At 56.0% G+C, this 26,684-nt stretch carries 29 protein-coding genes and 1 pseudogene; 3 read left to right on the top strand and 27 right to left on the bottom strand.

The window, feature by feature from the left end; translation table 11 throughout:
* Positions 1 to 33: 33 nt before the first annotated feature.
* The 8 genes from C230_RS0109385 to C230_RS0109420 all read right to left on the bottom strand — a co-directional run bounded on the left by C230_RS0109385 (position 34) and on the right by C230_RS0109420 (position 7,964).
* Entirely contained in the window at positions 34 to 726 is a 693-nt protein-coding gene (locus C230_RS0109385; protein WP_018131781.1) for an NTP transferase domain-containing protein, read from the bottom strand.
* Positions 727 to 763: 37 nt separating this feature from the next.
* Positions 764 to 1,612, bottom strand: a complete 849-nt coding sequence (gene ispE, locus C230_RS0109390; protein ID WP_018131782.1) for a 4-(cytidine 5'-diphospho)-2-C-methyl-D-erythritol kinase — start codon at positions 1,610 to 1,612, stop codon at positions 764 to 766.
* A gap of 81 nt (positions 1,613 to 1,693) precedes the next feature.
* A complete protein-coding gene (cphA, locus tag C230_RS0109395) occupies positions 1,694 to 4,354 on the bottom strand; it encodes a cyanophycin synthetase (protein WP_018131783.1) in 2,661 nt (886 codons plus the stop codon).
* A gap of 4 nt (positions 4,355 to 4,358) precedes the next feature.
* Entirely contained in the window at positions 4,359 to 5,192 is an 834-nt protein-coding gene (locus C230_RS0109400) for a cyanophycinase (protein ID WP_018131784.1), read from the bottom strand.
* 122 nt (positions 5,193 to 5,314) lie between these two features.
* The gene (locus tag C230_RS0109405) at positions 5,315 to 5,494 is read right to left on the bottom strand and encodes a small, acid-soluble spore protein, alpha/beta type (RefSeq protein ID WP_026174235.1); all 180 of its coding nucleotides are present in this window, start codon (positions 5,492 to 5,494) and stop codon (positions 5,315 to 5,317) included.
* A 102-nt stretch (positions 5,495 to 5,596) separates the two neighbouring features.
* The gene (veg, locus tag C230_RS0109410) at positions 5,597 to 5,875 is read right to left on the bottom strand and encodes a biofilm formation stimulator Veg (RefSeq protein WP_018131786.1); all 279 of its coding nucleotides are present in this window, start codon (positions 5,873 to 5,875) and stop codon (positions 5,597 to 5,599) included.
* Positions 5,876 to 6,062: 187 nt separating this feature from the next.
* Positions 6,063 to 6,923, bottom strand: a complete 861-nt coding sequence (gene yabG / locus C230_RS0109415; RefSeq protein ID WP_018131787.1) for a sporulation peptidase YabG — start codon at positions 6,921 to 6,923, stop codon at positions 6,063 to 6,065.
* A gap of 99 nt (positions 6,924 to 7,022) precedes the next feature.
* Complete coding sequence (locus tag C230_RS0109420; protein ID WP_018131788.1) at positions 7,023 to 7,964, bottom strand: DHH family phosphoesterase; 942 nt, start codon at positions 7,962 to 7,964, stop codon at positions 7,023 to 7,025.
* A 456-nt stretch (positions 7,965 to 8,420) separates the two neighbouring features.
* Here C230_RS0109420 and asd point away from each other — a divergent pair, with 456 nt between their 5' ends.
* Positions 8,421 to 9,272 (top strand): archaetidylserine decarboxylase, encoded by an 852-nt coding sequence (gene asd / locus C230_RS0109425; protein WP_018131789.1) that lies wholly within the window; start codon positions 8,421 to 8,423, stop codon positions 9,270 to 9,272.
* A 175-nt stretch (positions 9,273 to 9,447) separates the two neighbouring features.
* Here asd and C230_RS0109430 read toward each other — a convergent pair whose 3' ends face one another.
* From C230_RS0109430 to metG, 6 genes are all read right to left on the bottom strand, one after another.
* Positions 9,448 to 9,777, bottom strand: a complete 330-nt coding sequence (locus tag C230_RS0109430; protein ID WP_018131790.1) for a hypothetical protein — start codon at positions 9,775 to 9,777, stop codon at positions 9,448 to 9,450.
* Between the two features lie 206 nt (positions 9,778 to 9,983).
* A complete protein-coding gene (locus C230_RS0109435; protein WP_018131791.1) occupies positions 9,984 to 10,466 on the bottom strand; it encodes a ribonuclease H-like YkuK family protein in 483 nt (160 codons plus the stop codon).
* A gap of 200 nt (positions 10,467 to 10,666) precedes the next feature.
* Entirely contained in the window at positions 10,667 to 11,533 is an 867-nt protein-coding gene (gene rsmA / locus C230_RS0109440; protein ID WP_018131792.1) for a 16S rRNA (adenine(1518)-N(6)/adenine(1519)-N(6))-dimethyltransferase RsmA, read from the bottom strand.
* A gap of 41 nt (positions 11,534 to 11,574) precedes the next feature.
* The gene (gene rnmV / locus C230_RS0109445) at positions 11,575 to 12,144 is read right to left on the bottom strand and encodes a ribonuclease M5 (RefSeq protein ID WP_018131793.1); all 570 of its coding nucleotides are present in this window, start codon (positions 12,142 to 12,144) and stop codon (positions 11,575 to 11,577) included.
* Between the two features lie 5 nt (positions 12,145 to 12,149).
* The gene (locus tag C230_RS0109450) at positions 12,150 to 12,938 is read right to left on the bottom strand and encodes a TatD family hydrolase (protein WP_018131794.1); all 789 of its coding nucleotides are present in this window, start codon (positions 12,936 to 12,938) and stop codon (positions 12,150 to 12,152) included.
* Between the two features lie 88 nt (positions 12,939 to 13,026).
* On the bottom strand, positions 13,027 to 15,033 hold the full coding sequence (metG, locus tag C230_RS0109455; protein WP_018131795.1) for a methionine--tRNA ligase: 2,007 nt from the start codon (positions 15,031 to 15,033) through the stop codon (positions 13,027 to 13,029).
* A gap of 270 nt (positions 15,034 to 15,303) precedes the next feature.
* Between metG and C230_RS0109460 the strand changes: the two genes are divergently transcribed.
* Positions 15,304 to 15,543 (top strand): AbrB/MazE/SpoVT family DNA-binding domain-containing protein, encoded by a 240-nt coding sequence (locus C230_RS0109460; RefSeq protein ID WP_018131796.1) that lies wholly within the window; start codon positions 15,304 to 15,306, stop codon positions 15,541 to 15,543.
* 40 nt (positions 15,544 to 15,583) lie between these two features.
* Here the strand turns inward: C230_RS0109460 and rsmI are convergent, their stop codons facing one another.
* From rsmI to C230_RS0109510, 10 genes and pseudogenes are all read right to left on the bottom strand, one after another.
* On the bottom strand, positions 15,584 to 16,477 hold the full coding sequence (gene rsmI / locus C230_RS0109465; RefSeq protein WP_018131797.1) for a 16S rRNA (cytidine(1402)-2'-O)-methyltransferase: 894 nt from the start codon (positions 16,475 to 16,477) through the stop codon (positions 15,584 to 15,586).
* The gene (locus C230_RS0109470) at positions 16,461 to 17,231 is read right to left on the bottom strand and encodes a tRNA1(Val) (adenine(37)-N6)-methyltransferase (protein WP_018131798.1); all 771 of its coding nucleotides are present in this window, start codon (positions 17,229 to 17,231) and stop codon (positions 16,461 to 16,463) included. The genes rsmI and C230_RS0109470 overlap by 17 nt, the downstream gene beginning before the upstream one ends.
* The gene (locus C230_RS0109475) at positions 17,215 to 18,480 is read right to left on the bottom strand and encodes an MFS transporter (RefSeq protein WP_018131799.1); all 1,266 of its coding nucleotides are present in this window, start codon (positions 18,478 to 18,480) and stop codon (positions 17,215 to 17,217) included. The genes C230_RS0109470 and C230_RS0109475 overlap by 17 nt, the downstream gene beginning before the upstream one ends.
* A gap of 36 nt (positions 18,481 to 18,516) precedes the next feature.
* A complete protein-coding gene (yabA, locus tag C230_RS0109480) occupies positions 18,517 to 18,840 on the bottom strand; it encodes a DNA replication initiation control protein YabA (RefSeq protein WP_018131800.1) in 324 nt (107 codons plus the stop codon).
* A gap of 30 nt (positions 18,841 to 18,870) precedes the next feature.
* Positions 18,871 to 19,512 (bottom strand): annotated as a pseudogene (locus C230_RS0109485) (PSP1 domain-containing protein); the annotation flags it as partial.
* Positions 19,513 to 19,516: 4 nt separating this feature from the next.
* Positions 19,517 to 20,497, bottom strand: a complete 981-nt coding sequence (gene holB / locus C230_RS0109490) for a DNA polymerase III subunit delta' (protein ID WP_018131802.1) — start codon at positions 20,495 to 20,497, stop codon at positions 19,517 to 19,519.
* 8 nt (positions 20,498 to 20,505) lie between these two features.
* Positions 20,506 to 20,952: a YaaR family protein gene (locus C230_RS0109495; RefSeq protein WP_018131803.1), complete on the bottom strand. Its 447-nt coding sequence runs from the start codon at positions 20,950 to 20,952 to the stop codon at positions 20,506 to 20,508.
* A 33-nt stretch (positions 20,953 to 20,985) separates the two neighbouring features.
* The gene (locus C230_RS0109500) at positions 20,986 to 21,315 is read right to left on the bottom strand and encodes a cyclic-di-AMP receptor (RefSeq protein ID WP_018131804.1); all 330 of its coding nucleotides are present in this window, start codon (positions 21,313 to 21,315) and stop codon (positions 20,986 to 20,988) included.
* Positions 21,306 to 21,950 carry a dTMP kinase gene (tmk, locus tag C230_RS0109505; protein ID WP_018131805.1) on the bottom strand — a complete coding sequence of 215 codons (645 nt, stop codon included), beginning with the start codon at positions 21,948 to 21,950 and terminating at the stop codon, positions 21,306 to 21,308. The genes C230_RS0109500 and tmk overlap by 10 nt, the downstream gene beginning before the upstream one ends.
* 10 nt (positions 21,951 to 21,960) lie before the next feature.
* Positions 21,961 to 23,409, bottom strand: a complete 1,449-nt coding sequence (locus tag C230_RS0109510) for an aminotransferase class I/II-fold pyridoxal phosphate-dependent enzyme (protein ID WP_018131806.1) — start codon at positions 23,407 to 23,409, stop codon at positions 21,961 to 21,963.
* 134 nt (positions 23,410 to 23,543) lie between these two features.
* Here C230_RS0109510 and C230_RS0109515 point away from each other — a divergent pair, with 134 nt between their 5' ends.
* A complete protein-coding gene (locus C230_RS0109515) occupies positions 23,544 to 24,980 on the top strand; it encodes an NAD-dependent malic enzyme (RefSeq protein ID WP_018131807.1) in 1,437 nt (478 codons plus the stop codon).
* Between the two features lie 96 nt (positions 24,981 to 25,076).
* Here the strand turns inward: C230_RS0109515 and C230_RS0109520 are convergent, their stop codons facing one another.
* The 3 genes from C230_RS0109520 to C230_RS0109530 form a co-directional block, all read right to left on the bottom strand.
* Positions 25,077 to 25,265, bottom strand: coding sequence for a sigma factor G inhibitor Gin (locus C230_RS0109520; RefSeq protein ID WP_018131808.1), 189 nt, complete (start codon positions 25,263 to 25,265; stop codon positions 25,077 to 25,079).
* Positions 25,266 to 25,366: 101 nt separating this feature from the next.
* Entirely contained in the window at positions 25,367 to 25,636 is a 270-nt protein-coding gene (locus C230_RS0109525) for a pro-sigmaK processing inhibitor BofA family protein (protein ID WP_018131809.1), read from the bottom strand.
* Between the two features lie 64 nt (positions 25,637 to 25,700).
* Positions 25,701 to 26,165 carry a YncE family protein gene (locus C230_RS0109530; RefSeq protein ID WP_156807413.1) on the bottom strand — a complete coding sequence of 155 codons (465 nt, stop codon included), beginning with the start codon at positions 26,163 to 26,165 and terminating at the stop codon, positions 25,701 to 25,703.
* Positions 26,166 to 26,684: the final 519 nt, after the last annotated feature.

The raw sequence follows: 26,684 nt of genomic DNA on the forward strand, positions 1-26,684 counted from the left end.
AATTTTCGTAACAGCAACAGGTGCCGCAGCCGCTTACCCTGACAGCATTTTCTGCGCCCACCGCAGATCGTCGGGGCGGTCGATATCGTTGGCGATTTCCGGATAGGGGGAGATAACGGCCCGCGCATCGATCTGGAACAGTTCCGCCACGCGGCTTTCCAGCCGTTCGATCGTCAGCATCCCGGTCAATTTTGAAAATAACAGGCTGAACACAAACCGCAGCCCCAATTCGGCTGACAGCGCCAGCGGACTCTTGCGGAGTTCCAGCAATCTTTCCACCCGCTCCAAAAGAGGCAACAGTTTGGCCGGCTTCACAAGAAACAGGTTGCCGCCCGTAAACGTTCCGTCCTTGAGTTTTACAAACGTCCGGCGTACACCGGGAAAACGCTGTTCATGCACCCGCTTGTCCACGATCGGGTAATACAAGTCTGCATCCGACCGGCATCGATCAAGAAAATCTTCCACCGCCTGCGATGTCAGAAACGGGACGTCGCAGGTGACAATCAACAGGTATTCACTCGGATCGGGGCTTTGCTTCAAAGCGGTCGCAACACCGTCAATCAACCGCCCCTGCTCTTGCACGATGATGATGTTGTCGATTCCCGAGGCGCCCGCGAGAGCCTCCACCACGTAGTCGATCATCTGTTTTCCGTGAATTCGGGCAAACGCTTTTCCTTCCGGAGTGAAGCCCGTCTGTTCACCGCCGGCGAGAACACAAGCTAACATGGTATCACTCCCCATACCCCATTTTGCCCAAATTCTTCTATAAGAATCTCGTCAGGTACACCTCCTTGGAAAACCCCCGCAGCGCGTTATACACCCGTTGCGCGCGGCTCTCCCGATCCGTGATGCCGAACACGGTGGGACCGGACCCGGACATGAGGGCCCCCATCGCTCCGAACTTGACCATTTGCTGTTTCAGCCTTGCCACTTCCGGATGCAATCGGAACGTCACCTGTTCCAACACGTTGCCGAGGTGGCTCACAATACGCTCTACGTCCCCCGTCCGTAAAGCCTGCGCCATGCCGTTGGCGTCCGGATGGATGACGATTTCGTCAACCTTCAGGTTGCGGTACACGTCGGCAGTTGAGACAGCAATCGGCGGCTTGACCAGCACCACCCACAGCGGGCCGGCAGCCGGCAGCCGTTCGATCATTTCGCCTCGCCCCCGCGCGATTGCCGTTCCTCCATACACGCAAAAAGGCACATCCGAGCCGATCTCCGCCCCCAATTGTGCCAGCTCGTCCGGCGTAAGCCCCAGCTCCCACAGCCGATTGAGGCCGCGCAGCGTCGCGGCGGCATCGCTGGAACCGCCGGCAAGTCCGGCGGCCACCGGGATCTGCTTGTCGATCGCAATATGCACCCCTTTGCGGATGCCAAAGCGCTCGCGCAACAAAACGGCCGCCTTATAGACCAGGTTGCGGCAGTCCAACGGGATGTAGGACACCCCGCATGACAGCGTGATGTGGTCATCCTCCCGCGCTTCGAACACCAGATGATCTGCCAGGTCGACCGTTTGCATCACCATTTCCACTTCGTGATATCCATCCGGCCGTTTATACAGCACGTCAAGCGTCAAATTGATCTTCGCCTTCGCTTTTTCCCGAATCACAACTCCACCGCCTGCTCCACATTCTTACACCATCATAAACAAAGAACCATCCTCCCACAAGCAAGGATGGTTCTTGCCCAGTCAAAGCTTGGCAATGCTCAACTGCTGCACCAATCCGCCAATCGTCGAGACGGGCACCGCCCCGGCTCGCTTCAGCAGTTCCAGTACAGGTTCCAGCTTTTCGTAAAAAACGACCACGATCTCCCCGTTTTCCATCTGCTGCAGCGCCTTGCTCAACGCTTCCCGTTCATCCAATATGATCTCGCAGTCCAGATCCGGTACTTCCTGCTTCGCCGCGCGCTCCATCAGACCGGAGATTTCGCCCCGCAAGCGGCCCCGCAAATCCTGGTCTTCCTTGATGATCAGCCGACTGAATCCTCTTGCTGCGACTCGGGCCGATTGTTCCACGATCCGATTGTCGCGGTCGCCCGGTACACCGATGATGCCGGTTACCTTGCGTCCGTGCCAGCGGGCGGCCATCCGGCAGATCGCCTCGAACGAATCGGGATTGTGGCCGTAGTCGACCAGCACGTAGCCGCCTCCCACCCGGAACAGATTCGTCCGTCCCGGATTGTGCCAATCACTGCGAAAACTTTTGATCGCCGCCGCGATCCTTTCCCGCGACATCCCGCACCCTCTGCAGGCAGCGATCGCGGCCATCGCGTTCGCCACGTGAAACTCTGCTGTTCCGCTCATGGTGACAGGGATATCGGCGGCTCTGACAATTTCGCGTTCGCTGTGTCCGACCGCTTCCACAATCCAGCCCTGTTTGGCATAATAGGCCGTGCCGCCCACCGCAAGATGCCGTTTGATCAGCGGATGGTTCGCGTACAGCGAAAAATAGACGACCTGCTTTTTCACTTTGCGGACGCGAGGGATCTCCATCAAGCGGGCCAGATGTTCGTCATCTGCGTTCAGCACCAGGATGCCCCCTTCGCACACGCGTTCCGCCAGCAACGACTTGATATGCACCAGGTCTTCGATCTGTTCGATTCCGTCCTGCCCGATATGATCCGGTTGGATATTGGTAATCACCGAGACGTCCGACCAATCGTAAGCGAGCCCCGCCCGGACGATGCCGCCGCGGGCCGTCTCCAACACCGCGATCTCGACAGTAGGATCGGACAAGACCGTTCTTGCCGAGCGCGGGCCTGTCATATCCCCTTTCGCGATACATTCCCCGGCGATAAAGATGCCGTCTGTGGTCGTCATCCCAACCTTCTTGCCGGTAGCGGCCAAAATGTGCCCGATCATGCGGGTGGTGGTCGTTTTTCCGTTCGTGCCCGTCACCGACACGATCGGAATCCTCGCGGGCGAACCGGCCGGGTACAGCATCTCGACGATCGCCTCCCCGACATCGCGCGCTTCCCCCTCGCTCGGGAACAGGTGCATGCGGATGCCGGGCGCCGCGTTTACTTCGATCACGCCGCCTTCCCCGGTTTTCAGCGGCTCGCCGATATTGGGCAGGACCAGGTCGATTCCGCAAATATCGAGTCCGATCACCCTCGCTGTCCGCTTGCACAACCTCGCCACTTCCGGATGCACGTTGCCGGTCACATCCTTCGCCGTACCGCCGGTGGAAAGATTCGCGCTCTCCCGCAAAAAAACCACCTCCCCCTCCGCCGGAACATCCTGCAAACGGCGGCCGGATTTGCGGACATAGGCCACCAGGATCGGATCGATCTCAATCCGGGTCAGGGGCTTTTCATGGCCGTCCCCGCGAAGCGGGTCCCGGTTGGCCAGTTCGATCAGTTCCCCGATCGTATGGGCCCCATCCCCCACCACATGCGCCGGAATCCGTTCGCTTGCAGCCACCACCTGGCCGTTGATCACAAGCACCCGATAATGTCTGCCGCGAAAAAACTCTTCCACCAGCACGTCGGTCGCATACTCGCGGGCTATCTCGTACGCCTGTTTCACTTCCGCCGGGGTGGTGAGATTGAGGGATACCCCTCTGCCTTGGCATCCATTTAGCGGTTTCACCACCACTGGCGCCCCGACTTCCTGCAAAAAGGCGACCGCTTCCTCCTGAGTCCGAACGATCTTTCCGCGCGGTACCGGAATGGATGCCTCTTCCAGGAGGAGTTTCGTCAACCCTTTGTCACTTGCAATATCGACGGCGATCGCACGGGTTTGGTCACCGATCGTCGCCTGGATCAGCTTGCGGTGCTTCCCGTAGCCCAGTTGCACCAAACTGCCCTGGTTAAGCCGTATCCAGGGAATCCCCCGCCGCTCCGCCGCCTCCACGATCGCCCGCGTGCTGGGGCCCAGCTCTGTTTCCGCCGCGATGCGTTTCGCCTGTTCGATCCGTTCTTCCAACGGGAACGGTCTTCCTTTGATCAAGGCGTCCACCAGTTCCACCGCCGCTTGCAGCAGAAAGCGGGTGCTTTGTTCCGCCTTGTACTCCACTACCACATCGTAAATCCCCGGTCCGCCCGCATACAACGTTTTGCCGTAGTAGGCAGGGATCCCGGCCAGCTCTGTCAATTCAAGCGCCACATGCTCAACAATGTGCCCGAAGTAGGTACCGCCGTACAACCGTTCGACAAATCCGCCGGGACGGCCCTTGGCGCAATGATGATCACGAACTCCAGGCAAGAATTTCAACAATCGCTCGATAAAACCGGGAACCTGGTAACTTTCGACTTCCGTCAACTCTTCCAGGTACAGCTTCATCAAGAGAACAGGTTTATGATTATAGATATTCGGACCCGGCAAAGTCCGAATCTCACCGATTTTCATTCTGTCAGCTCCTCGTTCTGTCTGCCTTGTCAGAGTTTTGATCGATCACCGGCACCCGATCCCGCAAGTTGAACCGGTATCCGCCCGGCAGCACGTGCAGGGTAACGCCGCACAACGCTAGGTCGTCATTTTTTCGCAATCCGGGCAAATTCGAGTATGTAAGGGCGCCCGCATCGATCACGGTGACCGCCCCGGCCCCAATCACCACAAATTCGTCATCCTGCAGGACAAACGCGGTATTCTCATCGATCCCGATTCCCAAATGATGGGGATATTGTGCGACGGCCGACAACAATCGTCCGAGCCGCCCCCGTTGGGCGAAATGCTGGTCAATCACCACACCCGAGATAAATTCCATGCCGGGCGCCATATCCACGATGCCGATCCGCGGGTTGGTCTCAGGCACGCCTTCGATGATCATCGTGTTGGACATCATCGAAGCGCCCGCGCTGGTTCCTGCCAATACCATGCCTTCTTGGTGCCGTTTGTGCAGCAGCGTATCGATTTTCGTACCGCCCAAAAGACTGGTGATGCGAACCTGATCGCCGCCAGTGAAAAAAACGCCGGTCGCCTGTTCGATCGCTTTCACTGCACTGGGGGCGTTCGCATTTTCCCGGTTGGAAACGTCAAATGTTCGCACATCCTCCACACCAATCCGGTCAAACGCTTCCAGGTATTGAGCCCCGACTTCCAACGGGAACTCCGTCGCAACGGTCATCACGACAATGCGGGCGTGAGCGCCTCCAGCCAAACGGACAAACTCCCGCAGGATCCGGCACTCCCCCTGCTTGTCTTCCGCCCCGCCGATGACCACCAATGGACCGGGGGTTTGACTCACCGTTTTGCGCCTCCTTCAAACAGAATCATAAAATTCAGCTTCACCCAAGGAAATTCCGGATATTCATGCAGATGGAAAACCAGGGCGCATGCCCTGGTCCGGGTACGCCTTTCAGGAGTCGGTTAGCGATTTTGTTTGGCCATCGCCTCTTCCGCAATCTCAATCGCGCGCTTGACCATGTTCCCCGCGTCCACGGCCCGGATATACTTCCAGCCTTCCTGTTGAACAGTGTCATAAAAGCCGAGTTCCTTGGCCAATTCCACTTTCAACTCGTCCGACATGATCCCGCGGCGTCGAGCCATCGTCATCGCCTCCTTGGCTGTGGCGTACACCAGTAGTATGAAACAATGGCAAAAGAAAAATGCTTCCGCTGCCGGAAGCATTTCCCCATACTCCTATCGATATTATCCCTGTACGTAAGTAACCCGGATGTGTTCATTATCTCTGCAGACCGTCAGTTCGACGGTTTCCGTAAGGATATCCGCATAGCTGTAAGACACGCGTTTAAAAGAGTTGCCGTTGTTCTCGAGCTTCACAACGAAAACGGACGGATACGTTTCCTCAAGCACACCCATCCGTTCGATCGTCTTGCGACGCCCTCCGTTGGCCCGAAGCAAGATTCTCTCTCCGATAAATCCGTCGAGATTCCGTTTAATCTCGCTGAGAGGGTTTTTCGTTGCCATTCGACACCACCTCTTTCCATGACAAGTATATCACCGGAAATAGGTTATGTCAAATCAAGTCAAATATTATAGCAACGCTTTCAAATCCTTGTCAATGGGGCTTTTGTCGCCTGATTCGATTTTTTTCACCCGTCCAACACCCAAAGTTCCAATTTTCCCAATTTTCCACTGTATTTCATTTTCCCTATCAGCGCGAACTTCGCGGCAGTCCCAGCCGGAATTTCCCCCTTGACTCGAGCCCTCCCAGCCCTTCCGTGCCGGTAATCGTCGATTGGACGATGTCATAAATGTTAATGGTTTGATTGATCGGGGTATAGGCGATTTTTTCGGCAACCAGCACCGGGTCCAAGGCGTGTATCAGGATCCGCTTCGGAGACGAGGCAAAATTGGCACCGGCGTCCAAAATCGCTTCATAGTGAGACTGGCAAGCCCCGGCAAAGATCACCAGTTCATCGAGACTTCGTTCATACTTGCGGGCCACTTGCACCGCCTTGATAAAATTTTCCGAATTCCGGTAATTGTAGAGGTTCATGTCATCCTGACCTTTCCGAATCAGTCCGTCATGGCCGGTGATCACCAGAATGTCAGGATGGTACGCTTCAAGAAAATGGGGCAACACCTCGGCCATCCGCGATTCACTGACGTGATGGCCGTTCGCCTGCAGCCCCAATTCCTCGTAAAACAGCATACATTTATTCAGATAAGAGCCGTCTCCATCAAGATGGAGAATCCGCCCCGGACGTTCGTAAAACTCCTTGCCCTCCTGCAATTTGATCCCGGAGCGAAGCATCTGCTTCTCCTTGTCCACCAGCCGCCGCATCCGGATCAAGCGCAGGCTGTCCGCCTCCTGGCGCGAGTGCTGCAGCATGTAGGACTGCCATTCCGCATCCGCCACCCGCTCCAGATCTTCGAACGGAGCGTCTGCCAAAAGCCGTACTTCCATGCCCTTTAACGTGGCAATCCGCGTCGCGGGATCGACATCGATGATAATAAAAAAAACGTCTTTGCCATATGATTTACGGGCAACCCGGTCACCGACCCTCCACATACGCATCCCTCCGCAACTCAACTAGGATATCGTATGTCGCGACCAACTGTCCGGTGCACAACAGGATCACCGGCACCACGGCGGTCGCCGCCATGCGACCTATTCGGTCAACCGGTCATGGAAAACGCGCAGGATCTCATCAAAAATCAGGTCGAGCTGTGCATGATCGCTGCGAAACCCGGCGAACAGCGAGTAGCCCCACGTTTTTCCCTTTTTCATCGACGGGGCGCTGCGGAACACATCGTGCGCCTGCATCCCGCAATTTTCCAGCAACTCGTGGCGCAAATACATGCGGACTTCCACTTCCTGGCCATTGCGGTAGCCGACAACGCTCGCGTCCGCTCCCAAATCAAACAGCGCCCGCGCGGCATAGGTCGGAATGTTGGTGTCCACTTCCGCCACCAGAATGTAGTAGCCACCAAACGTGGACTTTCGCGCAGTCAGCGCCGAGTCGATGATCGCGCTGCGATGCCGCCGGTCTTCCACGATATACAGGTTCTGCACATCCTGATAGCGCAAGCCGCCGATCTGCAGCAGATCGCCGAACGCCTGGAACGCCTCGGCATCTCCCCGGTGGAAATGGATCGTATCCGTCAGGATGCCAGCGCACAGGGCGAGCGCCATTTTTTTGTCGATCGGCACTTGCAGTTCCCGCAACATCCGATAGACCAGTTGGCTCGTGGAAGACACGGTGTCATACAGCGCGGCGTCCGCTTTTTCGATCAGATGATTGTTCGGATGGTGGTCAATCACAAAAAAGTGCTGCGGCTTCGTGTCGCACAACTGTGCGGCGTGCGCGGTGTCGACCACTACGATATTCGGATAGTCGCAGACGTTGGGTCCGTGGATCACCGACATCCCGAGTTCCTCGATCAACTTTTTCGTATGGCTGGCAACCGCCTGTGGAACCCCAATATCGCCGCCGATCCAGCGGGACAACGCGTAAGCAGCGCCGATCGCATCGCTGTCCGCCTGATCATGACAAAGAATCAGATTTTTGCCGCCCCGAATCTTTGTCAGTTCTTCCAAAAACGACTTCATGTCACACCATCCTGTTTCAGGACCGAAGATCGTCCGATAAGTCAAGTCAGAACGAGTCGATTGTACCATTTGTCGATGCGGCCATGCTACATTTTTCTAGTACAATATGATTTTCCAAACGAAAAGGTGATAGCTCCGGAATGACCAACTTCCTACTCACATAGTATGTCCCCCTATCGGAATTGGATGTAGCAAAGGCGTATCGCCCGCTGTCTAGAGAATTCGGTTTCGCCCGGTAAATCCCTTCCGCAATTTCATGTTTTTTGCGTGAAAATTCCCGCTCCTCTTCGCGGCGATACCTCCTGGCCGCCCCGCAGGTTTCTTCGCGCAGGTTCCCAAAGCGGCTGCCCGCCCGGCTGTCGGTTCCGTCGTCCAGGCTCCTCCGGCCGCATGCTTGCATGCAGGTGCCCGGACCGATATATTGGAAATTGTACAAGCCAATCGGAGGATATCGACATGAACGACCGTTTTCGACTCACCTTGCTGCGTTTGCTCCCCACCCACGCGATTTCCCGCCTGGCAGGCCGGTTCGCGGGCAGTCGGCTGTCCAAGTGGCTGATTCCGATCTACGCGCGCCACTTTCAGATCGATTTGCAGCAAGCGGAAAAACCGCTCGAGGCATATCAAACGCTGACCGAATTTTTCACCCGGAAATTGAAAAGCGAATGCCGGCCGATCGCGGAAGGAGAGCGGGTGCTGGTATCGCCGGTCGACGGGGTGGTGTCGCAATCGGGGCCGATTCGGAATGGCACGCTGTTACAGGCGAAAGGAGTCAGCTATTCGCTGGAACAATTGCTGGGTGATCGGCAAAAGGCCGAATCGTACGAAGGCGGAGTTTTTTTGACAATTTACTTGTCGCCGCGGGATTACCACCGCATTCATACCTGCCTGAAAGGGACCGTCACCGGCTATTCCTACATTCCTGGCACACTGTTCCCGGTCAATCCGTTCGGCGTCCGCAACATCCCGGGCCTGTTCGCCAAAAACGAACGGTTGACGACGTACATCGCCACCCCGTTCGGCGAATATGCGATCGTCAAGGTGGGAGCGACCATCGTCGGTTCGGTGCAGGTGGTGTACGACGAAAAACTCACTACCAACGTGCGGCATGGCCGCATGACGCATGCAACCGTTGCCGGGCCTACTTTGGAAAAAGGGGCGGAACTCGGCCTTTTCCGGTTCGGTTCGACCGTCATCTGCCTGTTCCAGCCGGGCATGGTGCAGTTGGATGATTTGCAGGAAGGGCAGTTTGTGCAAATGGGCCAGCGGATCGGAGAAATCGCACCTGTTCAAGCGGCAGACCGGTGACCCTCCGCACACCTGCAGGCCTGGGGTTCTTCGGAGCCCCTCTCAACGGGTCTGCCGCCTGTGGGACGGGCAATTCGTGACAGAGCAGTGGCCTTCACGGACCCGTCCAATTTACCCCATCTCATGTGGTGGTTTTAAAAGGTTCCCCTGCGGATCATTTCGATAAATTCTGTTTTCAACATTTGCAGCGCCCTTTTTTCTTCCATTTGTTCACCGCCTGCTGGCATACATTCAGCTCTTGGGCGACTTCTCTTTCGGTCATTCCGTCCAGGATCACCCGGCACACCACGTACCTCCCCTTAGGTTCCCGAATTTGATGGATCAGTTGCTCGACATGCAGCTTCTCAATCACCGCCTGATCAAAACTGCCGGTCGCCCACAGGGATTCGGCCGCCTGTAACAGCTCTCTGTTTTTTTGCGAACGCACCCTGTATTGAATCCGCCAAGCAATGCGCTTAAGTGAGTGGCGACACCGTTCCAAAGCCATCGCATCATCACTCGACATTTCGCATACCTCCCTCCAATTTCGCCAACCGGGTTCGGGTACGGATGTACTTTCAACAATTTGCACTTTGAACTCTTGTGAATGCTTCCGGTGACGAGACCCTTTTTTGGACATAAAAACACCCTCTATGTAGACAAGTTCTTCAGAGGATTTAATTTACCTGTCTACATAAAGGGTATCAGTTCAAAACAGAGGCCGATCGCGCTTTATCCAAACGATCTCGTATAGCGGTCCGCCACCTTCGAGGCGCCAAACGCGTTGGGTTTCACCTTCGCTGTGTAGCCGGAAGCTGTCACCCACCCGACGATCTCCTTGATCAGCGATTTGGTGGCGCCTTTTTCCCCGATATCGATATGAATCTCCAGGTGATCGCCGCAGATTTGCGGAATCTTTTTGGACAATTCCTGACACAACAGCAGGGAGTAAGACGTTTCCGTGAACATCCGTTGTTTCAAAGACCGGATTTCGCGGGAAGGTCTGCGATGAATGTAATAGCGGGCCCCCTTGCCGACACGGTGCACGATGATCGCTGTGACAAACATCGTAATGCCCCGGTCATATCGGTTTTGTGAATCGGAACCGATAATCACCTTGTACGCGTCATCAGGCCCGGTTCCCACGAACTCACAAATGTCTGCCACCACGTCGTCCAGCGTCAGCGTTCCTTTCGTCGGATTGAGGAACTGCACGCGACCACCGCCCTTTTCTATAGCATATTCGTTGCCATCGGTCAGGATGTGGGCTGTACCAAAGCTTTACACGACATTCGGTGCCTGATGCGCTTTTTTATTTATTTCGCCAACTGCCGATTGACTCCTGTCTCTTTATTTTAAGAGTTTGCAAAAAGCAAAGCCCGCATGTGAGAAAACAAAAGGCAGATGAACCTGCCCTATGACAATCGGGCAAATTCATCCGCCAGCCGTGCAAACTCCTGCAACGACAGCGTTTCGCCGCGGCGCGTCGGTTCGATTCCCACACGCTCCAACATCCGGATGATGACTTCCTTGCCTCCGGCCGGCGAAAAAGAATGCTGCAGGTTATTGAGGATCGTCTTCCGCCGTTGCGCAAATCCGGCCCGCACCAGTCTGAAAAAAAGCCGCTCGTCCTGCACCGGCACCGCCGGTTGGTCGCGCAGTTTCAGTTTGATGACGATCGATTCCACATTCGGTTGCGGCAAAAAAGCCGTTTTCGGAACCCGGCACACCACTTCCGGCTCTGTGTAATATTGCACCGCGATCGTCAGGGCGCCGTAGTCCTTGCCGCCGGGGACGGCCGCCATCCGTTCCGCCACCTCTTTTTGCACCATCACCACGATGGCGTGCAACGGAAGGCGCTCTTCCAACAATTTCATGACGATCGGGGTGGTGACATAGTACGGCAGATTCGCCACCACGCTCACCTTGCGGCCGTCAAACCGTTCGGCAAACAGCCGGTGCAGATCGGCTTCCAACACATCTGCATGATAAACGGTCACATTCGGGTACTCACGCAGCGTTTCGGACAAAATCGGAATCAGCCGGTCATCCTTCTCTACCGCTACCACAATTCCCGCCTGTTCCGCCAGTGCTTGGGTCAGCGTGCCGATGCCGGGACCGATCTCCAGTGCGCCGTCCGCTTTCGATAGGTCGGCTGCTTCGACAATTTTGCCGAGTATATTGGCATCGATCAGGAAGTTTTGTCCCAACTGTTTTTTGAATTGAAAACGGAACCGGTCCACCACTTCGCGGGTGACCGACGGATTCACCAGCCGTTTCATGCAAAGCCACCTTTTTCGAAACTGTCCAATCCCGGCCGCGGTTATCTCCCGCCGTTCGGTTGCGGTTCGGCCTGCGACCCGAGTTGTTTCCACGCCGCTTCCCATTCGGCCCGGCTGACGCCGAGCATGTTCAGCCTTTTCCAGAACGTTTTCGCGTTGCAGCGACCGATCCCGAGAATTTGGCCCAGCCGATCGCGCAGCTCCGCCGAATGCGGCAGTCCCGTTAAACCGCGCTCCTGCATCTCCAACCAGGTGAACCGCTCTTCCGTACCGGCCCATTCGGTGCGAACCGATGCAAGCGCCCGGCGAATGCTTTCCGGCGACGCGTTTTCAATCCCGACATCGCCGTTGGCCAGCGCCTCTTCCTTTGGCAAAAACGCGTGTTTGCACCCCGGCACCCTGGCGGCAATGATTTTGCGGATTCGCTCTCCCGGATAATCCGGGTCGGTAAAAATAATCACGCCCCTCTCCCGTTGCGCCCGTTCCACCTGTTTCAGAAACGTTTCCGAGACGGCGGAACCGCCCGAGATGAGACAGTCCGCGGCGACCGCCCGATCGATCGCCGCTTTGTCGTGCAGACCTTCGACTACGATGATTTCCTTGATCTTCATAACACCTACAAAGAGACGAACGGATTCCGAACGCGAAAAATCCGCTCGGCGTTGTCCGATGTAATTTTGCAGATTTCCGCAAATTCCATGCCGCGCAGTTCGGCGATTTTTCCCGCCACGTGCCGGACGTAGAGCGGCTGATTGCGTTTACCGCGATACGGCTCCGGCGTGAGATAAGGCGCATCGGTCTCCACCAGCAGGTAATCGAGCGGCACTTTGCTGGCCACTTCCTGCGGCCGTTTAGCGTTCTTGAACGTGACCGGTCCGCCAAACGAAATCAGAAAGTTCATGTTCATGCATTCCTTCGCCATCTCCCAGGAGCCGGAAAAGCAGTGCATGATCCCGCCGACTTCCTGCGCGCCCTCCTCCCGCAATATCTGCACGATGTCGCCATGCGCCTCGCGGTCGTGAATGATGATCGGCAGGTTCACCTCTTTCGCCAGCCGGATTTGCCGGCGAAACACTTCAAACTGGACTTCTTTCGGCGTCGTTTCCCAATGGTAATCGAGGCCGATCTCGCCGATCGCCACCACCTGCGGCAGTTTTGCCCACTCCCGAAGCTGCTCATACGCTTCTTCCGTGGCCTGTGCCGCATCGTTCGGATGGATCCCGACTGCCGCATACAGCCCTTGCCAACTGTCGGCCAGTTCCACCGCCCGCTGGGACGACGCAAGATCATACCCGGGTACTAGAATCTGCACCACGTCCTGGTCACGCGCGGTATGAATCATCTCCAATACATCATGTTCGTCGAACTGATCGCTGTTTAAGTGACAATGCGAATCAAACAGCATCTCCAACACCTGCTTTCACTGCATGACTGCGGCCTTCCTGCCCGGGCGCCACATCCCGCCGCAACATCCCTCGTCACTTTGCGGGGTACTATTTCACTTTCGCCCCGTTCGGAATGTCGGCCGACACGGTAGCCAGCACCAGCCGTTCGCCTTCCGAGGCGGCAAGGATCATGCCGTGCGATTCGACGCCGCGCAGTTTGACCGGTTTCAGATTGGCGACCAAAATCACCTTTTGCCCGATCAACTCCTCCGGCTTGTAGTGTTTCGCGATGCCGGACACCACCTGCCGCTTTTCATTTCCCGCATCAAGCTGCAATTTCAGCAGCTTATCCGCCTTCTCGATCTTCTCCGCCTCGATCACCTGCGCCACCCGCAACTCGACTTTGCTAAAATCGTCGATCGTGATCAAAGCGGACTCTTCATCCGCCACTTTCGCGGTCACTTCAGCGGCTGCCGTCTCTTTCGCATCCGTCAGCTGCGGCGTGACTTGCGGACCGGTCGGCTGCTTGTTCGCCCCGGTCGCGGAATCGATAAGCTCCACTTCCGCTTTCAAATCAAGCCGCGGGAAAATCGGGTCTCCCTTGGACACACGAGTGCCCGCTTGCAACAAGCCAAACCGGCGAGTGCTGTCCCAAGCGGTGAGCGTCCCCTCCGCGATCCCCAGTTGCCGCCACATCTCTTGCGGCGTACGGGTCATGAACGGCTGAATCAAAATCGAGATGATCCTGAGCGTTTCCGCCAGATGATACAACACGGCACCCAGCCGCTCTCTTTGCACCGGATCTTTCGCCAGATTCCACGGCGCCGTCTCGTCAATGTATTTGTTCGTCCGCGAAATCAATTGCCAGATGGCCGTCAGAGCGATCGAAAACTCCATTTTTTCCATCGCTTCTTCGACCTTGTCAACCGTCGCAACGGCAAGCTGCCGCAACTCTTCTTCCAGCCCGTTGATACCGGTTGCAGCCGGAATCACCCCGCCAAAATACCGCTCGATCATCGCCACCGTCCGGCTTAACAGGTTGCCGAGATCATTCGCCAGGTCATAGTTGATCCGCTGAATCAGCGCTTCCGGTGTGAACACTCCGTCCGATCCGAACGGTACCTCGCGCAGCAAAAAGTAGCGGATCGCATCCACCCCATAGCGGTGGATCAGCAGTTTCGGATCGATCACATTGCCTTTCGACTTCGACATTTTGCCGTCTTTCATCAGCAGCCAGCCGTGGCCGAACACTTTCTTCGGCAAAGGCAGGCCCAACGCCATCAGCATGATCGGCCAATAGATCGTATGGAAACGGATGATCTCCTTGCCGACCAGATGTACGTCGGCCGGCCAATAGTGTTCAAACTTCGCCCGTTCCTGCGGATCATCGGACAGATAACCCAGCGCTGTGATATAGTTGGTCAGCGCGTCGATCCACACGTAAATCACATGTTCCGGATCGTTTGGCACCTTGATGCCCCAGTCGAACGTCGTGCGGGACACGCAGAGGTCCTCCAGGCCGGGCTTGATGAAGTTGTTGACCATCTCGTTCTTGCGCGATTCCGGCTGGATAAAATCCGGATTTTCCTCGTAGTACTTCAACAGCCGGTCGACATATTTACTCATCCGGAAAAAGTAGCTCTTTTCCCGAACGAGTTCCAATTCCCTTCCACATTCGGCGCATTTTCGGTCCGGCGCCTGCCGCTCCGTCCAGAAAGATTCGCAAGGCGTGCAGTACAGGCCTTCGTATTCCGCCAGGTAAATATCGCCCTGATCCAAAAACCGCTGAAAAATCTTCTGCACCACTTTTTTGTGGCGCTCTTCCGTCGTACGGATAAAATCGTCGTACGAAATGTCGAGTTCTTTCCAGAGTTCCTGGATCCAGGCGATGATTTCGTCGACAAACTGCTGCGGGTGTTTCTTCGCTTCCGCGGCGCGGCGTTCGATTTTTTGCCCGTGTTCGTCCGTCCCTGTCAGAAAAAACACGTCATAGCCCCGCAACCGTTTGTAGCGGGCCATCGCATCGGCCGCCACAGTGGTGTACGCGTGCCCGATGTGCAACTTGTCATTCGGATAATAAATCGGAGTCGTGATATAAAACGTTGGTCGAGACATTCGAATCCCCCACATCCAAAAAAGTCCCTCCGGCATACGAGAGACGGGACAATGCAAATTTTTCCTTGATCGATACAGACTATTGTACCCTACATGCGCCGGAATAACAACTTACAGATCAGATCCGTTCCGATGTAAAATAAATTTAAGTTATTTATATATGAAAAAAGGTGTTAAAGATTCCCTATTGACGGTTATGGGAATTACTGGTATGATTGCCTTATAAGGGGTGTCGATATTTGTAGTTTTTTCTAAGGGGAGAGGAATTTCGTGAAATCAACAGGTATTGTACGAAAAGTGGATGAATTGGGACGCGTCGTCATTCCGATTGAATTGCGGAGAACCTTGGGGATCGGCGAAAAAGACGCACTGGAAATCTACGTCGATTCCGACCGCATCATTCTGCGGAAGTACGAACCGGCCTGCATCTTCTGTGGACAGGCAGATGAAATCGTGCACTTCAAAGGCAAGAACATCTGCCCCAACTGCATCAGCGAGATGACGCAATAAAGCGTGCGGGAAAACCATTGAAAATCCGGACCATCCGGTTTCAATGGTTTTCTTGTTCCTGAGCAAGCACTTGGTTATACACATCCCGTTTCGGCACACCACGATCTTTCGCCGCCTGTTTGACCGCCTCTTTTTTGCTCATGCCTTGCATGACCAACCGCTCGACATGCGCCGCCGCCGTCAGGTTTGCCCACCAAACCTCATCCGGTCCGTCCGCTGCTGCTTCACCGGCTCCGGCAACGACCAGCACATATTCTCCTTTTGCCGGTTCTGTCTGCAGAAGTTCCGCCAGCTCCGACAATGTACCGCGGGCGAATTCCTCATACCTTTTCGTCAGCTCGCGGGCTACCGTCACTTGCCGATCGCCGAGCACGTCCAACAAGTCGTTCACCGTTTCCCGCAACCGGTGAGGGGCTTCATAGAATACCAGCGTTTCCCGCTGCCGGTTCCACCGCTCCAGTTCCCGTTTGCGGTCTTTGCTCACCCGCGGCAAAAACCCGACAAACGAAAATTGCCCGGTCGGCAACCCGGAAGCCACCAATGCGGCAATCCCCGCACAGGCCCCCGGAATCGGCACCACCCTATATCCTCGCACCACGGCGGCCCGTACGATGTCCTCCCCCGGATCCGAGATGCCGGGCGTTCCGGCGTCCGATACGAGCGACACAGCCAGACCCTGCTCAAGCATCGCCAAGATTTCCGCTGCCGCCCGCTGCTTATTATACTCATGATAAGAGATCAGTCGCGGGCCCTCGATGTGAAAATAGGACATCAACTTGCGCGTTTGCCGGGTGTCCTCAGCGGCAATCACAGCCGATTGCCGCAGCACCTCGACGGCACGAAAGGTCATGTCCTGCAGGTTGCCGATCGGTGTCGCAACCAGGAACAACGTGCCTGCTTTCGTTTCTTCTCGGTAACTAAAGATCCTCTTCATCGCTCCGCCTCCCGCCGTTGTAGAGTGCTTCGATTTCCGGCGTCCAGTTGCCGTCCGGCCCATAGATGATCAAAGGCGGATCGATCCGCAAATCAGGTTTTCCGTTTTTGATCGCTTCCACCAGCACGATGTTCGGCCTTTGCTGCAGCCGCGGATGCACCAGGCGCAGCCGCTTCGGTTCCAATCGGGCGCACCGCAGTTCGTGCAGCAAATCGGCCAGCCGGTCCGGCCGATGGACAAACGCCGTTTTGCCGCCCGATTTGACCATCTTCGCCGCCGCTTGTACCGCATCGCGCAACGTGCATGTCACTTCATGCCGGGCGATCCGCACCGATTCGTTTGCATTCGGATCCCCTTGTCCTACTGGCCGGTACGGCGGATTGCAGGTAACGAGATCGAATTCTTCATAGCCGAACAGGGAAGCGGCGTCCCGCAAATCACCCTGGACGATTTCGATCAAATGCTGCAACCCGTTGCCTTCGACGCTCCGCCGTGCCATGTCCGCCAGCCGTTCCTGCAGTTCCAGCCCGACGATCCGTTTCAGCGGGCGGCGGGTCCGGGTGGTCAACAGAATCGGGATCACACCGTTTCCTGTTCCCAGATCCAACACGGAATCATTCGGGCGAACCGTCGCAAAATGGGCGAGCAGCACCGCGTCCATCGAAAACGCAAACACTTCATCGCTCTGGATCAAACAAAGTCCCTTCGTCATCAGATCATCCAGCCGTTCGCCCGGCTTAAGCCGAAATGCCACGTGATTCCCTCCGCATCTGTCGTACCTCCCACCGCAGCACCAGTCCAAAAGCGAACGCTCCCAACAGCCGGATCGTCCCCGACACAAAAAACGCCGTGTTCATCGTCGCCGCTTTGTAGATCGCCACACCGGCGATCGGCGCGAAGATGCCCGATACGCCAACCGCCACCGCGTGGATCGCGAGATAAAAAGCCCGGTGGTCAGGCGGGGCGAGATCCAGTTGGCGATTGAACAGGGTTTGCACAAACCCCGCGACAAACAAGCCGATCAAAAAATTGATCGCCACCACCGCCCAGGCGTTGCTGGTGAACATGTACAGGAACGGATTCAAGGCCATGCCGATCCCGGTAACGACCAACACTTTTCCGTTCCCCCAACGCTCCGCCAGCCGTCCCCAGCGGCCGAACGCCAGCATTTGCGTCAGGCTGTTCACCACCGTAACGATCGACAGCCACAGCGCGTTCATGTTCACATACCGCTCATCCACCTGATAGATGTTAAACAACGGCCACGCCATCTGCCATCCGAAATGAAACAAAACGGACGCCGCCAGAAAATAGAGGAATTTTTTCTCCTCCGCCAGGCCGCGCATTACATCGGCGAACCCTTTCTCCCGCTGTGGCACGTCAGCCGTTGACTGGCAGTCCGGTTCCCGCAACCGGTACAAATAAAATACCTCAAGCAGCCCGGCCGCAAACGCCAACAGAAAAAAAACCTGATACGGCCAGGCCGGATTGTTGGAAAATCGGCTGATCACAACCCCGCTCACGATCGTCGCCAACATGCCCACACCTGTGGTGATCCGGTTGCGATAGGCAAACACGCGCGCCCTTTCCAACCGCGGAATCAACCGGCCTATGAACGCCTGCCAGTAGAGATTCCCAACCGAAACGGGAAAATTCATCAACGCCACCAGGATGACCAGCCAAAACGCGTGACCGGTGACGGGGAAGAACGGGAGCAAAGCAATCAGCAGAAGAAAAAACCGGGCGGTCAGCAACGTGACACCGGTGATCCGCTGCTTCCGTTCCAGCCGGTCCAAAAAAAGAGCGCCCGGGATCAGCGCCAGAATGCCGGTCACCTCGGGTAGCGACGACAACCAGGCCACCTGTTGCTCGGACGCGTGCAGCACTTTAATCGCAAAAATCGGGATAAACGGATTGTACAGATTCAGCGACAGGACCCCGAAGATCCCCTGCAGATTCGAATACTTGATGTTATGTCGCAGATGCCGATAAGCCGCATCCAAATCGGGACACCTCGAATTCGCCCATCTTTGCTCGGGTCAGGATTTGCGGAGAAACGACAAACAGAACAGGCAGTCGCCATCTGTGCGCAAGGAGCCGTAGTGCACGTTGCACACATGAAACCCTTCGTGATAGAGACGGGCCAGGGCATCAAACCCTTCCCCGATCGAAACCGTGATCTCTCCCGATTTGCCGGACTGGCGATCCATCCGATTCCGCAGGTGTTCATTTTCAATTTGCAGTTTTGAATTTTCTTCCAAAAGTTCGATAATTTTCTGTTTCAGGCTCCCCAGTTCCCCGTAGAGTTCCCCGATTCGTTCCTCCAAATGAGCCACTTGGGCAAACACGGCTTGTTTGTCCATGGCTTTCTCCCCACCTTATCCGGTAACTTGCTCGTAGGCATCGTTTTCGAATTTCAGGCAACACATCAAACGGCCACACAGACCGGAGATTTTCGACGGATTGAGCGACAGGTTCTGGTCTTTCGCCATGCGGATCGAGACCGGATCGAAATCGCCGAGCCACGAGGAACAACAAAGGATCCGGCCGCACGGCCCGATTCCTCCCAGCAGTTTCGCTTCGTCGCGGACGCCGATTTGTCGAAGTTCGATCCGCGTCCGGAAGACAGCCGCCAGATCTTTCACCAGTTCGCGAAAATCAACGCGGCCGTCGGCCGTAAAGTAAAAGATCACCTTGTTGCGGTCAAACGTGTATTCCACATCGACCAGCTTCATTTGCAACTGGTGGTCACGGATTTTTTCCAGACAAATGGATCGCGCCTTTTTCGCCAGCTGCTTGTTGTATTCGACCTGTTCGGCATCTTTCTCGTCGGCGATCCGGATCACCTTCTTCAGCGGCAAAATCACGTCGTTTTCCGTGACTTCTTTTTTATCGATCACCACCTGCCCGTATTCGATGCCGCGTGCAGTTTCGACGATCACGTGGTCGTGCAGCTTCACCGGGAGCGAGCCCGGGTCGAAATAATAGATCTTGCCCGCTTTTTTGAAGCGGACACCGATCACTGTATATGTCATTGGATCATTCCCCCTGCAGCCGCAATACCATGTGTTCCAGCGCCAACTGCTGGTTCGCATGGGATTGTAGACGCTTTTTGGTCGACAGGACAATCTCCACCATTTGGACCAAATCCTCTACACGATAGGACGCTGCTTGGGACTGAATGCGAGACATTTGGCTCTCGTAAACGATTCGGTCAGTCAGATCGAGTTTTGCGTTCAGTAAATCCCGATACCACCACGCCAGACAATCCAGGAAAGATCCCACGTCGTCAAAGGCCCAACCTGGTTTGTGTATTTTGTCCTGTATCAGAAAAAGAGGATTCCCTCGTTTGGATTGGATTTCTTCACTTAATTGTACCACCAGATTTGCGATTTCGGCAAACTTCTCGTGCTCGGAAAATTTCCTAGCGGAGCCAATGCTTTCCTTCACGTACGACAGCAGCCGCGCCTTGCCGGCCGGAACTCCGTCCGCCTGCAACGCCCTTTGGATCGATGCAGGGTCGATGCGATCGAACGGTACGATCTGGCAGCGGGAAATGACAGTGGGCAGCAAGCTGGATTTTTGGCGGGCGATCAAGATGGCCACGACCGGTGTGGACGGTTCTTCCAGAAACTTAAGCAATGCGTTCGCCGCTTCCGGCGTCATCTGTTCCGCATGTGTGACAATATACACCTTGCGTACGGCCTCGAGCGACTTCAACGCGAACGATTTTTGGATATCGCGGATTTGCTGGATTTTGATCGTTTGCCCGTTCGGTTCCAGCCACGCAAGATCGGGATGATTGCCGGAGTCGACCCGCCGGCAGTGAACACAACTGCCGCACGGCCGGCGTTCGCCCGTTTGTTCGCACAGAATCGCTTTCGCAAAATGAAGAGCCGTCTCCCGCATGCCCGCGCCTTCCGGCCCGAGAAACAGATAGGCGTGCGCCAGCCGGCCGCTGGTCAGCATATTTTGCAGCATTTTGGCGGGGACGCCCGCCACAGGCCAGTTGAGACTCATGACATCACCTACGAACAGAGATTGACGAGCAGGCCGCGAATATCGCCGATTTTCCGGAGAATTTCCAATTGGTTTTGCTCCTCTTTCAGCACTTCTTCCGCCAGCTGGGCCATCAACTCGTCGATCTCCGATACGATTTTGTACAGTTTGATCCGGCCGCGGCGGTCGGTGCCTTGCCGTTCCTTGATGCCGTACCCGCCTTTGACGACTTCTTCCAGAAAGCGGCGGATCCGCTCTTTATAGTTCATCAAAGCGCGCCAGGAGCACTGTTGCGACAGCTCCTTGCCCAATTGGTCGATCGAGCGCAACAGCCTGTCCAGTTCCGCTTTCTGTAACCGCTCGCTCGACAGAGACAGAATATCTTGAAAGGCAGGGTGATGTGCATCCCCTGCCTGTTTCTCCTCACGCAATCCCAATTGTTCGATAAACGTACCAGAACGGCGATCGATTTTCATGCGACAACCCCCGATGTTTGCTGCACCTGTTTGTCAGTAGTGTTCGTACTTCTCCACATCCAGCACAAACACGGTCGCTCCGCCCACCTGCACCGACACCGGATAAGGGACATACGAATCGATCTGATTGCCGACCGGCGACATCGGCGACACCAACTGTTCGCGTGCCCGGCAACTCTGCCGGATGATGTCGAGCACCTCATCCACCTTTTCCTGCTCGACCCCGATCAGGAAGGTGGAGTTGCCCGATTTCAAAAATCCGCCGGTGCTCGCCAGTTTGGTCGCCCGGATGCCGGCCTTGACAAGACGGTCTGACAATTTGACGCTGTCTTTGTCCTGCACCACCGCAATGATCAGCCGCAAGGCATATACCTCCATTCTTTGAGAAGTCGATCCACCTCGCGCCGCACCTCGTCTGCGATTTGATCGATCGGTTGCGCGCCGTCGAGGACCATGAATCGGTCCGGTTCCTGCGAAGCCAACGCGAGGAACGTTTCCCGAACCCGCTTGTGATAGGACAACTCCCGTCCTTCTATGCGATCCCGCTCTCCCCGCGACCGAATGCGGGCAATCCCGGCCGCCGGATCGATGTCAATCAGAAACGTCCGCACCGGCCATAACCCATCGGTCGCTTCCTCGCTCCAACGGCGAATCATGTCCGGAGACAACCCCAGTCCCGCCGCCTGATACGCGATACTGGCATCGATATAGCGGTCGCACAGCACCACGTCTCCTCGCGCAAGTGCCGGTCGGATCACCTCCGCCACATGTTGGGCACGGGATGCCGCATACAGTAGCGCTTCCGTTTTCGGGGCCATCGCCGAGTGCTCCGGGTCGAGCAGCAAGGCGCGAATCTTGTCGGCCAGCGGTGTGCCGCCCGGCTCGCGGGTCGTAATGTATGGTATGCCCAGAGCGTCCAAATGGTCAGCCAGCAGCCGCAGTTGCGTCGATTTTCCCGCCCCGTCGGGCCCTTCGAACGTGATAAACAGTCCTGCCATCAGCATTCTCCTATTCCAGCACGCAAACCGACTCGAGCGCAGCGTCTTCCGTCCCTTGAAAGCGGCTTCCGATCCGCTTCATGTCCTGCAAATGCGCAATCAGTTCGGCCGTATATCGTTCACCCGGCAAAACCAGCGGAATTCCCGGCGGATACGGGATCACCGGTTCGGCGGCAACCTGGCCCACCGCTGCCTCCAGTTTGACACGCCGCCGCGCCCGTTGCAAGGCGTCTTTCGGAATCATCACCTGTTCCAGGCGAAAATCGGTCCGGGCAATCACCGGTCGAACGTGCTCTACCCGTTTTCCAGCCGGATCCCGGCTGCAAACCTCAGCCAAAAACCGCAAACCCTCAAGCAGCCGACTCACCTGCTTGTCCGTATCGGCGTATGAAAAAACAGCCAGCAGATGATCGCGATCCGCCATCTCGCAAAAAATTCCCCGCTTTTCCCGCAGCAGCCGCTCCGCCTCAAATCCCGTCAACCCCAACTGGCGTACCTGAATCCACCATTTAAACGGGTCGACCGCACAGACATCCGGTCCGCCCTGATACAGCGCCAGTTCCCCAATAGCGGCCGCTTCCCGCCGGCCGTGCGCAAGCGCCTGCAACGCACGGTCTATCAGCTCACGTCCGCAAGTCTGCATCTGGTGACGGGCGGCATCCAGCGAAAGCAGCATCAGGTAGGAAGGGCTCGATGTCTGCACCATGCCGAGCATGGTTCGCAACCGTTCCCTGTCATAGCGGCCGTTTTTTCCGTGCAGCATCGCGGTGCCCGTCAGCGAACCGAGCATTTTGTGGGTGCTCTGGACGACCAGGTCGGCACCTGACTGTATGGCGGTAGGAGGCAATTGTTCGTGGAACGGAAAATGGGCCCCGTGCGCTTCATCCACCAACAGCAGTTTGCCGTGACGGTGCACTTCCCCGGCAATCTCCGAAATGTCGGAACAAACCCCTTGATACGTCGGACTGGTAATCAGCACCGCCCGCGCGTCCGGATGTTCCGCTAACACCCGCCTGACTTCCTCCACACGGATCACGGTCGGAATGGCAAACTGCCCGTCCACTTCAGGGTACAGATACACCGGTTTTGCCCCGGCAAGCATCACCGCATGATGGACCGATTTATGGGCGTTGCGGGGGATCACGACCGTCTCGCCCGGCCGGCAAACCGTCAGGATCATCGCCAGATTGCCGGCTGTCGATCCTCCGACCAGAAAATAGGTCTCCTCGCTGCCGAACGCCCGAGCGGCCAGTTGCTGGGCTTCCCGAATCGGCCCCTGCGGCTGGTGCAGATCGTCCAGCCCGGGCAGTTCCGTCAAATCAAGCCGTAACGCTTGTCCTAACCAAACGGCCGCTTCCGCCGGGAAGCCCCTCCCCATTTTGTGGCCCGGCACATGCAGCGGCAACGGGTTCGACTGCAAGTGGGCCCGCATCGCCTCCAAAACGGGAATCCGCTCCACACAAACACCTCCTTCGCCCAAAACCGCACCCATTCTTTTGCTACAATTATAGCGGCCGGAAAATACTTGTTTCAACTAAATCAACCTTGTACAATAGATTTTAATGTTCGATCCTACAACTGGGAGGCCATGCGATGGCATTGCAACATAATGTTGGGCTCAGCCTGATTTTTCGTCTTGAATTGGAGAATTCCGGAACCACGTTTGGCAAGCTCGCTTCGATTATCGGCGAGGCGGGCGGCGACATTATAGCGGTCGACGTGATTCGCGTCTCGAGAGAAACGGTGATTCGCGATGTTACGATCAACGTGTTTGACCGGGCGCACGGACAACAAATCGTCTCCGCGCTGGAAGCCGCCCCCGGCATCAAAGTGATCAACGTATCGGACCGCACGTTTTTGATGCACCTCGGCGGAAAAGTGGAAGTGTCGCCAAAAATCCGGGTGAAAAACCGGGACGATCTGTCCCGCGTCTACACGCCGCATGTGGCGCGTGTGTGTGAAGCGATCCATCAGGATCCGTCCAAGGCGTTTCAATTGACGATCAAGCGAAACACGGTAGCGGTCGTATCGGACGGAACGGCGGTGCTCGGTCTGGGGGACATCGGTCCCTACGCAGCGATGCCGGTGATGGAAGGGAAAGCGATGCTGTTCAAACAGTTCGCCGGGGTCGACGCATTCCCGATTTGCCTCGACACCAAGGATCCGGACGAGATCGTCCGCATCGTCAAGGCGATCGCCCCCGCGTTTGGCGGCATCAATCTGGAAGACATCTCATCCCCTCGCTGCTTCGAAATCGAAGAACGCCTAAAAGAAGAACTGGACATTCCGGTCTTCCATGACGACCAGCACGGAACGGCCGTCGTGCTGCTGGCCGGCCTGATCAATGCAGCGAAAGTGGTCGCAAAACGGCTGGAAGATCTGAAAGTGGTGGTCGTCGGCATTGGCGCGGCTGGCGTGGCCTGCACCAAAATCATCCTGGCAGCCGGCGTCAAAAACGTGATCGGCGTCGACCGGGTCGGCATCCTCTCGCGCAATGAACACTATGAAAATCCGATGTGGAGCTGGTATGCAGCCAACACCAACCCGGACAACATCACCGGAACGTTAAGCGACGCCATCAAAGGGGCCGATGTGTTCATCGGCTTGTCGGGTCCCGGCGTGCTCACGGTCGAACACATCAAATCGATGGCGAAGGATCCGATCGTGTTTGCGATGGCCAACCCGACGCCGGAAATCGACCCGGAAGCAGCGGAACCGTATGTGCGCGTGATGGCCACCGGACGCTCCGACTACCCGAACCAGATCAACAACGTGCTCTGTTTCCCGGGAATTTTCAAAGGCGCTCTGGAATGCCGCGCCCGCACGATCAACGAAGAGATGAAACTGGCGGCGGCCCGCGCCATCGCTTCGGTCGTCAGCGAGGAAGAACTGTCCGAACAATACATTATCCCGTCCGTGTTTAATAAAAAGGTCGCGGAAGCGGTCTCCCGGGCGGTCATCGAAGCGGCTTACAGTTCGGGCGTCGCCCGCCGGGAAGGTCTGGACACCGGATCCAACAACAATTTCTAAAACATGCACCACAGCAAGAGGCGGCTCTATTTGTACCATTCGTTTGCAGCAAGATACCGGAAATGAAGCTCCCATCCTTTTCAGGATGGGAGTTTTTCAGGAGATCATATCCAACCAGATTTGCTTCATCCGTTCGATATAAAACGGGTATTTTTCATCTTCCACATCGGTTTGCACAATGTCCCGCTCGCAGGACAGACAGACAAATTGACCCCAGATCCGAATGCCCTGCGGCTTCTGCTCCCGGCAAACGATGCAGACGTTTGACTGTGGATTCTCGCTCATCCAATTCACCGCTTTCCGACTCTTTCATCTAGCATCAGTGTAGGGCAAATCTCTCGCGTTTTATACCCTATCCTATGAAAAAGCCGGTCAGCAGGTGTATCTTAAGCGAGAATCCACAGTTGAATCACAATCAAGGCAGCCAAACCCGGCACTCCCAAAAAACCGGCCAGCAGCGCCGTCACAGGATTGATCGGGATATGGAGCTGGATATACTGACCTGCCAGATTCAACAGAAACAGCCCGATCACCCCAAACAGCAGTGCCTTCCCAATGCCTATCACAGATGCGCCCGGCTCGCGAACGATACGCGACAGCAGGTAGACCGCCACCAGACCTCCCAACACCCATCCGACGATTTGTAGCGTGCTCATCCTCTTCCCTCCTCGTCCTACTCGTATCCTATGAGGGAAGCGGACAGGCTATGATTTTTTTGCTTCAGTCACTGATCACCCACATCGGGCTGTGTCCGACATTTTCAAAAAAGGCATGCTGAAAAATGTTGTCTTTGTTGCTGATATCATATACAACCAGCTTTTGTTGATAAGGGCTTACCGCGTATAAATAACGGCCGTCTTTTGATACGCTGAGCCGGAACAGATGGGCGGGAGTTTGGATTGTCTTGATGTGGCGGTTGCTTTGGGTGTCGTACACCCAGATTTCCTCAATCTTTCCTTCCCCCTTTTTCTCGGGGCCGGACATTCCGACAAACAGGAGGTCGTTGTTCAGCGAAGCTGCAGCCGCACCTGGCACGGTATACGATCCTTCAAATCGACCTGCTTGACTACCTGATAGTCCTTCGTGTTCAGAATGAAAAGTTTGTCTGATCCAGGTTGTTTGTAGCCAGATACAGGAGAGAACCGTCCGGTGAAAGAGCGATTTGCGGATTCGTGTGAGTATCAATCACATGAAGTTCCTTGCCCGAATTTGCATCCAAAACACGGATCTTCCCTTCATCCCCTCCCACTGGTTGATCCACTACATACAATTTTTGCGGACCTCGCACCACGCTACCTCCCACACTGTCCATGTGTGGTTGAGCGAACTTAGGGGAAAACAAGGCCCCCCCAATCACTACCAGAATCGAAACCAGCAATCCCATCCATCCGTGTTTTCGCCATTGCAATTTGTATCCCCCTCCTAAACCCCCATGCCCCTGGCGGGGCACAACATGATTATGAAAATGTCCTCCAAAGCGATTTACTTTTCGGCGTCCATAAGCGAATATGAAACCAAGCAGGACAGGAAGGTTGTGTTTTTTATGGGGGATCGACCCCGAGGTCTAAACTAGCCACAGCCGCCTTGAGCACAAATGATTATTGCCACGAGCACATCCATCAAATTTCCCTGGGTCAGGCGGCTGTGCCCTGCTTGGAAAGGATGAGATACTTGGACGCTATTCGAGAGTGCTGTGCCGGCTTG

This window comes from Effusibacillus pohliae DSM 22757 (genome assembly GCF_000376225.1).
Classification (GTDB): Bacteria; Bacillota; Bacilli; order Tumebacillales; family Effusibacillaceae; genus Effusibacillus; species Effusibacillus pohliae.

Bases quoted from the DNA above. Each gene is read 5' to 3' on its own strand.
- C230_RS0109385 (WP_018131781.1), bottom strand. From the start codon at position 726: ATGTTAGCTTGTGTTCTCGCCGGCGGTGAACAGACGGGCTTCACTCCG.
- C230_RS0109420 (WP_018131788.1), bottom strand. From the start codon at position 7,964: ATGAAGTCGTTTTTGGAAGAACTGACAAAGATTCGGGGCGGCAAAAAT.
- yabG (WP_018131787.1), bottom strand. From the start codon at position 6,923: ATGTGGAGGGTCGGTGACCGGGTTGCCCGTAAATCATATGGCAAAGAC.
- C230_RS0109495 (WP_018131803.1), bottom strand. From the start codon at position 20,952: ATGAAAATCGATCGCCGTTCTGGTACGTTTATCGAACAATTGGGATTG.
- rsmA (WP_018131792.1), bottom strand. From the start codon at position 11,533: ATGAAACGGCTGGTGAATCCGTCGGTCACCCGCGAAGTGGTGGACCGG.
- tmk (WP_018131805.1), bottom strand. From the start codon at position 21,950: ATGGCAGGACTGTTTATCACGTTCGAAGGGCCCGACGGGGCGGGAAAA.
- rsmI (WP_018131797.1), bottom strand. From the start codon at position 16,477: ATGAAGAGGATCTTTAGTTACCGAGAAGAAACGAAAGCAGGCACGTTG.
- C230_RS0109430 (WP_018131790.1), bottom strand. From the start codon at position 9,777: ATGTCGAGTGATGATGCGATGGCTTTGGAACGGTGTCGCCACTCACTT.
- C230_RS0109520 (WP_018131808.1), bottom strand. From the start codon at position 25,265: ATGAGCGAGAATCCACAGTCAAACGTCTGCATCGTTTGCCGGGAGCAG.
- C230_RS0109515 (WP_018131807.1), top strand. From the start codon at position 23,544: ATGGCATTGCAACATAATGTTGGGCTCAGCCTGATTTTTCGTCTTGAA.
- rnmV (WP_018131793.1), bottom strand. From the start codon at position 12,144: ATGAAGATCAAGGAAATCATCGTAGTCGAAGGTCTGCACGACAAAGCG.
- C230_RS0109525 (WP_018131809.1), bottom strand. From the start codon at position 25,636: ATGAGCACGCTACAAATCGTCGGATGGGTGTTGGGAGGTCTGGTGGCG.
- C230_RS0109405 (WP_026174235.1), bottom strand. From the start codon at position 5,494: ATGGCTCGACGCCGCGGGATCATGTCGGACGAGTTGAAAGTGGAATTG.
- cphA (WP_018131783.1), bottom strand. From the start codon at position 4,354: ATGAAAATCGGTGAGATTCGGACTTTGCCGGGTCCGAATATCTATAAT.
- asd (WP_018131789.1), top strand. From the start codon at position 8,421: ATGAACGACCGTTTTCGACTCACCTTGCTGCGTTTGCTCCCCACCCAC.
- yabA (WP_018131800.1), bottom strand. From the start codon at position 18,840: ATGGACAAACAAGCCGTGTTTGCCCAAGTGGCTCATTTGGAGGAACGA.
- C230_RS0109450 (WP_018131794.1), bottom strand. From the start codon at position 12,938: ATGCTGTTTGATTCGCATTGTCACTTAAACAGCGATCAGTTCGACGAA.
- veg (WP_018131786.1), bottom strand. From the start codon at position 5,875: ATGGCAACGAAAAACCCTCTCAGCGAGATTAAACGGAATCTCGACGGA.
- metG (WP_018131795.1), bottom strand. From the start codon at position 15,033: ATGTCTCGACCAACGTTTTATATCACGACTCCGATTTATTATCCGAAT.
- holB (WP_018131802.1), bottom strand. From the start codon at position 20,497: ATGAGTCTCAACTGGCCTGTGGCGGGCGTCCCCGCCAAAATGCTGCAA.